Source organism: Antricoccus suffuscus (assembly GCF_003003235.1).
GTDB classification, from domain to species: Bacteria; Actinomycetota; Actinomycetes; order Mycobacteriales; family Antricoccaceae; genus Antricoccus; species Antricoccus suffuscus.
This window is the reverse complement of record NZ_PVUE01000001.1, coordinates 412,901-424,984: the sequence shown is the minus strand read 5'-3', so window position 1 is coordinate 424,984 and position 12,084 is coordinate 412,901. Positions and strand designations below refer to the sequence as shown.

The 12,084-nt window shown below is 64.7% G+C and carries 9 protein-coding genes; 3 read left to right on the top strand and 6 right to left on the bottom strand.

Going from position 1 to position 12,084, the window contains the following annotated elements; translation table 11 throughout:
• Positions 1-6: 6 nt before the first annotated feature.
• From CLV47_RS02030 to CLV47_RS02020, 3 genes are read right to left on the bottom strand one after another with little or no spacing between them, the layout of a single operon-like run.
• On the bottom strand, positions 7-1,644 hold the full coding sequence (locus CLV47_RS02030) for an FAD-dependent oxidoreductase (protein ID WP_106347314.1): 1,638 nt from the start codon (positions 1,642-1,644) through the stop codon (positions 7-9).
• Positions 1,641-3,764, bottom strand: coding sequence for a molybdopterin oxidoreductase family protein (locus tag CLV47_RS02025; RefSeq protein ID WP_106347313.1), 2,124 nt, complete (start codon positions 3,762-3,764; stop codon positions 1,641-1,643). Before CLV47_RS02025 ends, CLV47_RS02030 begins: the two co-directional genes overlap by 4 nt.
• On the bottom strand, positions 3,764-5,089 hold the full coding sequence (locus CLV47_RS02020) for an MFS transporter (RefSeq protein WP_238145169.1): 1,326 nt from the start codon (positions 5,087-5,089) through the stop codon (positions 3,764-3,766). Before CLV47_RS02020 ends, CLV47_RS02025 begins: the two co-directional genes overlap by 1 nt.
• A gap of 257 nt (positions 5,090-5,346) precedes the next feature.
• Between CLV47_RS02020 and CLV47_RS02015 the strand changes: the two genes are divergently transcribed.
• Positions 5,347-6,588, top strand: a complete 1,242-nt coding sequence (locus CLV47_RS02015) for an acyl-CoA dehydrogenase family protein (protein WP_106347311.1) — start codon at positions 5,347-5,349, stop codon at positions 6,586-6,588.
• Positions 6,589-6,671: 83 nt separating this feature from the next.
• Here the strand turns inward: CLV47_RS02015 and CLV47_RS02010 are convergent, their stop codons facing one another.
• A complete protein-coding gene (locus tag CLV47_RS02010) occupies positions 6,672-9,038 on the bottom strand; it encodes an FUSC family protein (RefSeq protein WP_106347310.1) in 2,367 nt (788 codons plus the stop codon).
• The gene (locus CLV47_RS02005; protein WP_106347309.1) at positions 9,035-9,247 is read right to left on the bottom strand and encodes a ribbon-helix-helix protein, CopG family; all 213 of its coding nucleotides are present in this window, start codon (positions 9,245-9,247) and stop codon (positions 9,035-9,037) included. The genes CLV47_RS02010 and CLV47_RS02005 overlap by 4 nt, the downstream gene beginning before the upstream one ends.
• A 394-nt stretch (positions 9,248-9,641) precedes the next feature.
• On the opposite strand from CLV47_RS02005, the gene CLV47_RS02000 reads away from it, so the two are divergent.
• Positions 9,642-10,718, top strand: a complete 1,077-nt coding sequence (locus tag CLV47_RS02000; protein WP_106347489.1) for an IS110 family RNA-guided transposase — start codon at positions 9,642-9,644, stop codon at positions 10,716-10,718.
• A gap of 282 nt (positions 10,719-11,000) precedes the next feature.
• Here CLV47_RS02000 and CLV47_RS01995 read toward each other — a convergent pair whose 3' ends face one another.
• Complete coding sequence (locus CLV47_RS01995) at positions 11,001-11,459, bottom strand: hypothetical protein (protein ID WP_106347308.1); 459 nt, start codon at positions 11,457-11,459, stop codon at positions 11,001-11,003.
• A 41-nt stretch (positions 11,460-11,500) separates the two neighbouring features.
• Between CLV47_RS01995 and CLV47_RS01990 the strand changes: the two genes are divergently transcribed.
• Positions 11,501-12,067, top strand: coding sequence for a mismatch-specific DNA-glycosylase (locus CLV47_RS01990; protein ID WP_106347307.1), 567 nt, complete (start codon positions 11,501-11,503; stop codon positions 12,065-12,067).
• The last annotated feature ends 17 nt before the right edge of the window (positions 12,068-12,084 follow it).

Here is a 12,084-nt window from a genome sequence, read left to right as displayed (position 1 = left end):
GAAACGTTATCCACGGCGGGTTTCGGCCGAGTGCATCAACGGTTTCGCCGTCGTAACCGCGTGTTTCGGGGCCGTAACACTGTTCTCTCCGCCGGCGCCGCCTATGGGAGAGGACGACCGGTCGGGGTCGGACTTCGCCATCCAGTCGATAAGGCCGGCCACCGCCTCTTTGCAGCCGCCGCAACCGGTGGTCGCCCGCGTGACGGACGCAATCTGATCAAGCGTAGCCGCGCCGTCTCGCCATCCGGTGACGATGTCTCGTTTCGTCACCCCATTACAGCGGCAGACCGCTGTGTCCTCCGGCATGGCGGTGGGGTCGTTCGCCGTGGCCGGCGTACCACCTAAAGACCGCAGCAGGAGGTACGCAGGGTCGGTCGGCACCGGCGTACCCCGCGTGTAGGTCACGACGAGGTCGGCACCGACCTGACCCGACCCGACACAGACGGCCCCTGTGAGTCGGCCGTCTTCGACGACCACTTCAAGGAAACGGCCCGCCGCAGGATCGCTGAGGCGCACGACCCGTTGCGCAGAATTCGCCGCATCCGGGCGGGCGCCCATGGTCACGACGTCGAGACCGGCCGCCTTGAGACGTACGACGTCGGTGCCGCGCGCGTCGAGCTGAGCAGAAGATAGGTGCTCCATTGCGATGCGCAGCGCCATGCTCGGTCGACGCGGCGTATCGCGGATCAGCGTGGGCGACTCCGGAGCGCGTGAACGTGTCAGTTGGGCAGCAAGGCGCCGCGACTGCTCCCACCCTTGCGCAATCAAACCGCTCGAGCCCTCGGACGGTTGCGCACAATCGCCGATGGCGAAGACGCACGGATCATCCGGGCTCGCGAGGTTGCGATTCACCACGACACCCTCTGCGACCGAAAGGCCCGCGCTGGAAGCGATCACGGTCTCCGGGATCGTGCCGCACGCCAGCACGACCAGGTCGGTATCGATCTGCTCGGCGGCAAACCGCACGGCTGTCACCCGGCCGTCCCGGAGGACGAATTGCTCGGTCACGACATCTGTGCGCAGATCGATGTCCAGGCCCGCGACCGCGCGCGCGACCACGGCGGCCGCCTCCGGTCCGAGCTGGCGACCCATCACATTCGACGAACCGTGAAGCAGCGTCACCCGGAGCCCGCGCTTCGCTAACCCACAGGCTGCCTCGAGCCCGAGCACTCCCCCGCCCACGACTACTGCGCGCCGGGCATTCACGGTCGCGGCCACGATCTCACGGGCGTCATCAAGGGTGCGCAGTGCGTGGACGCCGGCGGGAAGTCCGCCGATAGGCGATAGTCCCCTAGTAGCCGGGATTCTCGCCTTCGAGCCGGCGGCGAGTACGACGTAGTCATACGGATGGACACCCCCGTCCGCGGTGATGACGCGCCGGCCACGTCGATCCAGCGCAATGGCCGTCGTCCCACGCATGATGCGTGCTCTAGGCGAATCGTTCGTCGACGGCAACGTCAATGACGCCACACCGACGTTGCCCGCCACGACCTCGCTGAGCAGCACTCGGTTGTAAGGGGCGTACTCCTCCGCTCCGAGCACGGTGATCTGGAACCGCTCATCCGGGTCCCGGGCCACAAGGTCCTCGACGAACCTCGAGCCGACCATGCCGTTGCCGACGACGACAACCTTTTTGTCTGTCATCGGCTGACCTTTGCTAAGCATTGGACGTCGACCGCGCACACTTTGAACTCCGGCATTCCGGAGATCGGGTCTGTCGCATCGTTCGTGATCTGGTTGACGCTGCCTGACCCACCCCAATGAAAGGGCATGAAAACGCTGTCTGGCCGGATCTTGTCGTTCCACCGCGCCACCGCCTCAATCGATCCGCGGCTCGTGGTCAGCCGTACGGCGTCACCGTCATCGACCCCGAGCCGGATCGCCAGCAGCGGATGCATTTCGACGTACGGCGCTGGCTCGGCTCGGTTGAGCTCAGAGATGCGGCGAGTTTGCGCGCCCGACTGGTAGTGCGACAGCACGCGCCCGGTGAGGAGGTAGATCGGCGCATCGGCGCGCAGATCTTCGTTCGGGCCCACGTGATCGACGGCCACCATGCGCGCTTTCCCATCGGTAGTTGGGAACCCGTCTTGGAAGAGCCTCGGCGTACCAGGATGATCCGGCCGCGGTACCGGCCAGTAGTAGCCGGACACGGGCTCGCTGTCGAGGCGCTCGTGGCTCAGCCCGCTGTAGTCGGCCGGCCCGCCCGCACTGGCCCGGGCAAGTTCGTCGAACACCACTGATGGGTCGGTGTCGAAGCTGACCGACGGCGCGAGCCTGGCGGCAAGTTCTGCGAGGACCTCCAGTTCGGATCGCACGCCCTCCGGAGGATCGAGTGCCTTACGGCGCCGGATCACCCGTCCCTCGAGGGAGGTCATGGTGCCCTCTTCCTCCGCCCATTGGGTGACCGGCAGTACGACGTCCGCGAGAAGTGCCGTCTCGGACGGGACGAAATCGCATACGACGAGCATGTCCAGCGACCTGAGTCGGTCAATGACGTTGCCGGCGTTGGGTGCGCTGACGGCGAGATTGCTGCCGTGGACCATCAGGATCTTCGGGCCGCCAGAGGTTCCAAGGTCCTGGAGTAGCTGCACCGCGGGCTTACCCGGACCCGGGATCGATGCCGGGTCCACGCCCCAGACCTTCGCGACGTGCGCGCGTGCTAGCGGGTCGTCGATCTTGCGATAACCGGGCAGCTGATCGGATTTCTGCCCATGCTCACGTCCGCCCTGCCCGTTGCCCTGGCCGGTGATGGCGCCGTACCCACTGCCCTGACGCCCCGGTAGACCGAGCGCGAGCGCGAGGTTGATCGCCGCCGTGACGGTCGCAGTCCCCTGCGTCGACTGCTCCACACCTCGTCCGGTCAGGATGTAGGCGCCTGTCCCGCCTCGTGACGCGGACGCCGCCGCCAAGGCCCGCGCCACCTGGCGCAGCTCGTCGGCCGCTATTCCACATACCTGCTCTGCACGCTCCGGCCACCAGGTCGCGACGCTTCGGCGTACATCGCCGGCGCCACTTGTCCTATCTGACAGGTAGTCCCGGTCTGCGAGGTTCTCCGCCCACACGATGTGCAACAGCGCGAGAAGAACGACCAGATCGGTGCCGGGGACCGGTTGCAGGTGCATTCCCGCACCGTCCTCGGTCAGGGCCGCGGTAGCCGACCGACGTGGGTCGACGACCACCAGTCCGCCTCGCTCACGCGCACCGGCGAAGTGCCGCAACGACGGCGGCATCGTCTCGGCGACGTTACTTCCAAGCAGGAGAATCGCCTGCGCACCACCCAGATCCGTCAACGGGAAGGGTAGTCCGCGGTCGATCCCGAGGGATCGGTTCACCGCCGCGGCCGCGCTGGCCATACAGAACCGGCCGTTGTAATCGATGTTCGGCGTGCGCAGCACCGTGCGCGCGAACTTGCCCAGCGCGTAGGCCTTCTCGTTCGTCAGGCCGCCCCCGCCGAAGACCGCAACGGAGTCCTCGCCGTACTTCTCTTGCGTCACGCGGATTTGCGCTGCCACAAGGTCCAGCGCCGCGCCCCATGACGCGCTGCGCAGCTCGCCGTCCGCGTCTTTGATGAGTGGGCTCGTGATGCGGTCCGGCGTACTCAGGACCGCTGCACTCGTCCAACCCTTCTGACACATTCCGCCGTTGTTGGTCGGGAAGTCTCGGCCCTTGACCTCGAGCTCTGAGACGTCGTCTCCAGCGAGGGACATCGCACACTGCAGGGCGCAGTACGGGCAGTGCGTGTTGGTGGGATCCGGTCGAGACATTAGATCTTCGCAGTCGCCATCGGGGCACCACGGCGTTGGTAGACCGCCCAGGTCGTCACGGCCATCACCAGATAGACGCCGATGAAGACATACAGCGCCGGTATGAGGCTTCCCGCGATCTGGTTAGAGACCGCGAATCCACGCGGAATGAGGAAGCCGCCGAATGCGCCAATCGCGCCCGCGATGCCGATACAGCCGGCCGCCGCTTTCGGATTCACTGTAAACACGGCCGGAATCATCCGGTACGTCGAACCGTTGCCGACCCCCGTCGCGATGAACAGCAGCATGAATGAGAGGAAGAACAAGATGAAGTTCCCTGACCCAAGCGCCAGGATCGCGCCGTACGCGCCGATGGCCATGACGATGAACGACGCAATCGTCACCCTCGCACCGCCGACCTTGTCGGCGATAATGCCGCCGAGCGGGCGGGTTAGGGAGCCGACAAGTGCCCCCATGAAAGCGATCGACAGCGTCATCTGCGGAAACTGGCCCTTGAGCAGGGTCGGAAATGCGCCGGAGTAACCGATGAACGACCCAAATGTCCCGATGTAGAGGAAGGAGATGATCCAGGTGTGCTTGTTGCGGGCCGCGGCGGCGAACGCCCGGAAGTCGGCCTTGGCGGACGTGAGGTTGTCCATGAAACGCCATGCGAGGAACCCGGCGAGCAGAATGAACGGGATCATCATCAGCCCAGCGCGCTCCAGCGCGATGCCAGCACCGATAGCGATCACAATCGGTACGGCGAACTGAACGGCCGCCGTACCGACGTTGCCCCCGGCCGCGTTAAGCCCAAGCGCTCTCCCCTTCTCCTTCTGCGGGTAGAAGAACGAGATATTGGCCATCGACGACGCGAAATTTCCACCGCCGACGCCGGCCGTCGCAGCCACGAGGAGCATGACGCCGAACGATGTCTCTGGACGGGAGACAAAGTAAGCAAGCAACCCGGTCGGCACCAGGAGCAATAACGCCGAGACAACGGTCCAATTGCGCCCCCCGAACATTGGGATCGCGAACGTATAAGGGATTCTAAGGGTAGCTCCGACAAGGCTGGGCACGGCGATCAGCCAGAACTGTTGGTCGATGGTGAAGGCGAAGCCCACAGAGTTCAGCTGCGGTACGACGATGCTCCAGAGCGCCCATATCCCAAACCCGAGGAACTCCGCGAAGACCGAGATACCGAGGTTTCGGTTGGCGATCTTCTTGCCGCCGTTGCGCCAGAAGGTCTCGTCCTCGGCGTCCCAGTTGTCGATCCAGCGGCCACTGCGGTGGACCGGGTTCTTGGGTGCGGTCTCGGACGGTTGTTGGTTCACGCTTTGGGTGGTCACATTCGGCCTCCATCTATGACCCACGTCGTGGGTGATAGTCATGAGGCTAGGAATGCGATGTTTCAGAAATCCGCGTCACGCGTAAATCCCTGGTAACGGCGAACGCACAGGATGCCGGTTGCGGGTGAGCGTCGCGCGTTCTTATAGCGCCGGCACAACTTCTGCGGCGGCCGGACATTACGACCTTGATATGACAGATTGGACTTAAGCGGAAACGGCATCAGAACCCAGCGTCACCCGAAAGGCAGCGCCTCCCCATGTCTAGCAGCCCAACGTCGGATCTCATCCCTGATTACCTCGCCGACCTCGTGTCCGGACTGGACGGATTTGTCCGGAAGGAAGTGATTGGGCGACACGAGACGCACCGCGCGCTTCTCGAGGACCCACGACAGCACTATGACAATGACGGGCGTCTCGTTCCGGAGGTCGTCCAGATCATTCGAGACATACGCATGGCATCTGCCGAGGCTGGATACTTCAACCTCGCTGTCCCGACCCACCTCGGAGGTTCGGGACTCGGACACCTGGCCTACTACCTAGCATGGAAACGGGTGTACGAGTTGTGCCCGCCCGGCAACTGGCTGGCCCAGTTCGCCATCTCACACTGGGCCTTTGGGCCCAGCATCGCTCTAGAGGGAATCACCGATGAGGTCAAGGAGCGAGTATGGCCGAACCTGATCAGCGGTGAACAAATCCTCTGCTTCGGAATGTCAGAACCCGGAGCCGGCTCGGATGCGATGGCGATGACCACCAGAGCCACGCCGTCCGGCGATGGATGGGCGCTCAACGGTCGCAAGATCTGGACCACGCACGTCCCGATCGCCGACTGGATGGTCGTGTTCGCCGTGACCGACCCCGACGCCCAAGCCGCGCGCAAGGGCGGCATCAGCGCCTTCCTGGTCCCGATGGACAGTCCCGGACTCGAGCTGCATTCGATCATCAAGATGTGGGGCGAGATCGGCGGCAACGAGGGCGAGACCGTCTTTGAGGATGTCCGACTTGAGCCATGGCAGTTGATCGGCACCCAGCATCGAGGGTTCCGCGCCGCGATGCAGGGAGTCTCGCTCGGACGGATCTACAACTCTGCGCGCGCAGTCGCCACCGGCACCTGGGCCCTCCAGACGGCGCTTGACTATGGGGCTCAGCGTGAGACGTTCGGCGAGCCGCTGCTCGACCGGCAAGCAATTGGTCACCCGCTTGCTGAGGCATCGGCGCGACTTCACGCAGCGCATCTCGTCGCACTCAACACGGCTCGACTTCTTGATGAAGGTAGGCCTGCTCGCAAGGAGCTTCCGATGATGAAGTACCTCGCGATCGAGGCCGCCAATTATGCGGTCGATCGCGCCATCCAGACGCACGGCGCGATCGGGTTCTCCAACGAGCTGCATCTCGTCGAAGCGCTGAGCACGTTCCGGGCCTTGCGGGTCGCGGACGGCACGGACGAGATTCTCCTGCGTACGATCCTTGCCTCGCTCCGCTCCGGCGACGTGGAACTCTGACGAGCCTGCCAAACACACCAAGTGCCGCAGAGGAGCGGATGCCGGGCGAGGCTGCGCGCAAATTCTGAGCGGCCGGGCCCGGTCTACGCGCGGTGTTCGACGTCGATAGCCGAAGCGTTCGTGTCCAGTGCCCGTACGGTCATCCCCGCGGTCTCCGCGATGGAGGCCATAGCGGAGTCGATGAGGACAAGGTCGCGCAGGATCCGGCGCCCCGGACCAGATTCGAAATGCTCGGGGATCGAGGTCATGACTTGGTCGAACAGCGACGCGGATCGAATGTAGACGCCGTCGCCTTCCCCTTCATTGTCACCTTCTGCTTCACCGCCGAGTTTCACAACCACGGCCGACAGCGACGTCTCGAACGTTCCGATGGCGTCTTCCAGCTGCGTGCGGGCGCACTCGACCGGCTGCACGTGTGCGGCTTCGGAGACGAGCTCGAGCGCATAGTTGCGTGTCGCGGCGGCGATTTGCACCAGCTCGGTGATCTTGCCGTCCCCTTGCGGCGACCAAAATGGCAGTCGAATCGCGCGCACGGTGGTGTCGAGTGCCTGGTACGCCGCGTCGACCTGCCGTGCTGCTGGGCGCAGGTCGACCGCGTGGGCTGGGTCGATGAGCAACCGCGCGCTGGCGGTCGCCACCGATGACAGTGCGCTGATGTATTCGCGGGCGGCAACCCGCAGCACCCGACCGGTCCGCAACGGGAAGACGCAGAGCACGGTAATGATGGCAACCGCGCCGCCTATCGCGGTCTCCTCGAGGCGCAGCACAAGCAACGAGTCGGAGAACTCGTTCAACTGGACGTACAGCAATGACACCATCACGGTGATCCCGATAACCATGAACATGTAGCTGATGCGCATCAGGTACATGCCGAGGAAGACCGCACCGAGGATCACCACAATTCCCAGGCTGGTGTGATTGCGGACGCCGTGGGCCACCAGGGCGCCGAGCATGATTCCGATGAACGTACCCACCACACGGTAGAAAGACTTGTTGACCTGCTCGCGTACGTTGCTGGTGCCCATAAACGAGACGAATACCGCGATCAGTGCCCAATAGAACCGGCGTTCGGACAGCAACTCGCCGAGCAGGATCGCGATGGTCACCGCGACAGCCATCTGGATCGCAACTCGGACGTTCGGAGTCAGCGCGATGCGGTCCAGACGGCCCACGCCGCGTTCGTTTGAGGCGGTCGCGCTGACCGACCGCGATCCTGGCAGCCACCCTGCCATCAACTCCACCGACGGCGTGAACTCATCGGGTTCGGTCGCCGGCTCCTCAACGCCGACCGTGCGCCACGCCTCGAGTGCATCGATCAACGTGATCACCGACGTACCGAAACGATGCAGAAGCACCCGGCCTCGGGAGCCGTACTGTTCGGACTCTGCTGTGGCGCGAAGCTCGTCGAGCACTTGGTTGGCCAAAGCGCGCGCGCTCGCCCCGTCCCCATCGCGGATTGCGGTGAGTGCCCGATGGACCCGGTCGAGGACATGAGGCCTTGTCTCAAGCCGGCAGATAGCCTCGGAGAACCGAGCGACGTTGCCCAGCGCAAGCTCGGCGTCGAACAGCCGCTGGTGCAGCGCGGTGGCCGGAAAGCCGGGCGCGCTCAACCTCGGATGTCCCAACTGTGCGTCGATCATCAGCGCCGTCTCGTTGAGCCGTATCAGCTGTCGATGCAAGCGGGTGGCCGCGCGCTCCAGGTCGTGGTCCGTCTCAAACAGGGCGGCGGCGTACGCCGCGACCGATCGCGCCCGGACCGTATAGCTGCGCCGCAGCCGGTCGAGCGCACGTTGCGGCCTCGGGTAGAAGAACACGAAGTTGACGAGAATGGTGACGAGTACGCCGACGCAGATCTCCGCGGCGAGCCAGCCTATGTCGGCCAGCCCGATCGCGCTGTGTAAGAAGAACCCGAAGAAGCCGCCCATGAACAGCAATGTGCCGCCGAAGAACCCTCGTGGCCCGAACCGGCGACAGTAGGCGCCGACCGCGAGGAAGATGACAAGTGAGAGAAGCGCGAGGGTGCGATACGCGCCGAGCGCCAGACCCGTTGCGAGGCCGGCCACCAGCGGTATCGGCATAAGCAAATAGTTGATCAGCTGTTCGCCGGGGCTGGACGCGCTACCAGCCATGAACGAGCCGTTCATGGCGGTCACTGCACCGAGCATCATGGCGATGACGAGAACCGCATGGTGCTGCCCCGCGATCGCCGCGGCCTGCGCGGGCGGAAGATCCACCGGGCCCGGATCGATTTCGAGGGCGCCTGTCAGATGCACGAATAGGTATTCGGCGAGCAACGCGCACGCAATCGTGATGACACCTTGTAGCGCCATCCGCAGCCGCGTCATGCCCGGGTCGGAACCGAGGAACCTGTCAAACCACTCCGGCGGTCGCGACAACAACGGTCTTCGCCCCGGAAGCCGGGCCGGCTGCTCAGCGATCGCCTCCGTCATACGAGCCGCTTAGCAATCTTGCGATCGTGGGCCAGCTGAGCCTTTGCCCTACCGACGAAGCCGGCGTCGTCTCTCAGCACTTCAAAATACTGATCAAGGGCCGTCCGGAAGAGCTCATTTATGGACAGACCCTCGACGCGTGCGACGAACTCGATCTGCTGCGCATCGCTCTCGGGGACGCGAATGGTGTAGACCTTGGCTGCTGTCATGACAGCATGCTAGGTCGACAGTTGTTAAGCGAATCTCTGGTCAAGCGCCCAGCCGACACGCTGATTCGTCACACTCGCCCAGCGCGATCCGTCTGTGAGTGTGGTGGTGGCTGGTCTGGGACTGGCTGGCAGGGTAGGCGTTGACCGTTCTGCTCCGTGGTTGTGACTCTCCATCCGTCTGGCCTCGCAAGGGTGCCTTGTTCGTGATCTGTCCGATCCCCGGGGTTGGCGGCCGGCGCCTGCCTGGCCCACTACGGTGACCTGATCAGAAGGCTGTCCACCACACCCGTGGCGTGACTCATCACAGACCTGTTCCGAAGTGATCCACCCCAGGATCGGCGCCGACCGTCACGGCCGGACCGCACATTCCTGCAACGGAGAGGATCAGACCGCTATGTCTAGTATCGTCGCGCATCACTTCAGATTCGTGGTAGGCGTGGATACCCACGCCCGCAACCACGTGTACGCGCTCATCGCCGCCGACACCGGCGAACACATCCAGACTTGCCAGTTCCCGACTACCGCCGCGGGCCTGCGGCGCGCGATCGACTGGGTAGCACACCGTACCGGCGCGGTCACCGACACGCTGTGGGTGATCGAGGGCATCGCCTCCTACGGCGCGTTGTTAGCCGGCGCGGTCGCTGCCGGCGGCTGGCAGGTCGCCGAGGCGCCGGCGATGAACGCCCGCGCCCAGCACGGGATCGGTAAGTCCGACCCCCTCGACGCGCGGCGGATAGCCGACGCCGTGCGTGGCCTGGACGTGACCACGTTGCGCCGCCCCCGAGCCGACAGCGGCGTGCGCGCCGCGCTGCAGATCCTGCTGACCGCCCGCGAAGCGATGACCGGCGAGCGTACCCGCGCGGTGAACGCGTTGACCGCGCTGCTGCGCGTGCACGACCTGGGCATCGACGCCCGCCGGCCACTGACCGCCGCGCAGGTCAGCCAGGCCGCGCGCTGGAGAGTCCACAAAGAACCACTGGCCAATCAGGCCGCCCGCGCCGAAGCGAACCGCCTAGCCGGGCGGATCCACGCCCTCGACCGCGACCTCACCGAGAACACCACGCGCCTGCGCCAGGCAGTGCAATCCAGCCAGGCCGCGCCCCTGCTACAAGAGACCGGTATCGGGCCGGTCACCGCCGCGACCTGCCTGGCCGCGTGGTCGCATCCAGGCCGGGTGCGTTCCGAGGCCGCGTTCGCCGCCCTGGCCGGCGTGAACCCGATCCCGGCGTCCTCGGGCAACACCACCGGACGACACCGCCTCAACCGCGGCGGCGACCGGCGCCTGAACCGGGCACTGTATTTCGTCACCATCACCCGCATGAGACGCGACCCCGACACCAAGACCTACGTCGACAAACGCCGCGCCGAAGGCAAAACAACCAGGGACATCCAACGGGTCCTCAAACGCTACCTCGCCCGACAGATCTACCGAACCCTCAACAAGACGAAACCGGCCCCAAACCCGGCTTGACAAACATAGAAGGATCACGAATGTCCGCTCGTCCGTCACGAATTTCTCGCCGTCCGTCGCTTCCGTATGCCGATCCGGTCCCCGACCACGGACTGCACTGCACGCGGACGGTCTCGCGTCTATCCACAGGCCGGTCTCGAGTACGACTCCCGGCACCACCGCACACCGCGCACCTCGACTACTCCAACATCGAACGCATCCCGGTTGATCTCGCGGCTGCAACCTAAGATCCGGCTAGGGTCCGGACGCCAATATCTCGCTTGCGGGTGAGAATGTCGGCGGTTAGAGGCCGTGCGCGCCGAAGATTTCCTTCCACGGCGCGATGTTGGCGCGGATCCTCGAGAAGTCGGCGACTGAGGCCGCGAGACCGCCCAGCGGGCTACCTTGCATGAGGCCCGGCACGCTGCCGGCGTACCGGCTCGTCGCCGTCGCGTGAGCATTGGCGAGCTCTTGCAATTGGGCTTCTGAGAACTTCGGTGAGATTCCCGCGCCGATTCCGACTATCGGATACTTCTTACCGGCAACCGTCAGAAACATGGTCGACAGCTTGCTGAACTTCACGGCTACCTGAGGCAACGGCACCTGAAAGACCTGCTCGGTGCGAGTGGTCAGCGTGAGCCAGCCGCCCGCAAGAGTCAAGATCACCGGCACGGTCTTGTTGCCGAGGAACGCACTCTGGCGCCAATACAGGCCGCTCTTGAAAACAAGATCCGGCGGGACGGGCTGCTGCGGAGTATTCACGGCCTTAGGATAATCGAGGATTCTGAGAGACGAGGCAGATTGTGGGATTCAGCAGGAGTGAGCTCGAGTCGTTCCGCGACGCCACCCTGAACGGTCTCATTCCAGCCGACCTCAAACTCCTCTTTGTCGGCATCAACCCCGGCCTGTGGTCTGCCGCGACCCAGACGCATTTCGCGTATCCGGGCAACCGGTTCTACCCGGCGCTTCGGCTAGCTGGCATCACTGAGCGAGACCTCACGTGGTCGAGCGGCATGCCTGACGCTGACCGCGACTACCTGACGCAGCGGGGCGTCGGCATCACCAACGTCGTGGCTCGCGCGACTGCTCGCGCGGACGAGCTAACCAAAGACGAGCTTCGAGCAGGCGCTGAAAAGCTCACGCGGTTCGTCGCGACGCACCAGCCTCGAGTCGTCGCGATCGCCGGCATCACGGCGTACCGGACCGCGTTTGGCAAGACCAAGGCGAAGACCGGTCGACAGGAAGAGCGGATCGCCGACAGACCGTTATGGATCGTGCCCAACCCGAGCGGGCTCAATGCCCACGAAACTGTCGCCAGCCTCGCGGCGGCGTACCGCGAACCGGCCATCGAGGCCGGCATCGTTGAATAGGTACGCCGTCGCGCAGG

What these genes read in the sequence shown, in the direction of transcription:
- CLV47_RS02005 (WP_106347309.1), bottom strand. Translation starts at nt 9,247, where the DNA reads ATGACAGCAGCCAAGGTCTACACCATTCGCGTCCCCGAGAGCGATGCG.
- CLV47_RS02030 (WP_106347314.1), bottom strand. Translation starts at nt 1,644, where the DNA reads ATGACAGACAAAAAGGTTGTCGTCGTCGGCAACGGCATGGTCGGCTCG.
- CLV47_RS02000 (WP_106347489.1), top strand. Translation starts at nt 9,642, where the DNA reads ATGTCTAGTATCGTCGCGCATCACTTCAGATTCGTGGTAGGCGTGGAT.
- CLV47_RS02015 (WP_106347311.1), top strand. Translation starts at nt 5,347, where the DNA reads ATGTCTAGCAGCCCAACGTCGGATCTCATCCCTGATTACCTCGCCGAC.
- CLV47_RS02010 (WP_106347310.1), bottom strand. Translation starts at nt 9,038, where the DNA reads ATGACGGAGGCGATCGCTGAGCAGCCGGCCCGGCTTCCGGGGCGAAGA.
- CLV47_RS02025 (WP_106347313.1), bottom strand. Translation starts at nt 3,764, where the DNA reads ATGTCTCGACCGGATCCCACCAACACGCACTGCCCGTACTGCGCCCTG.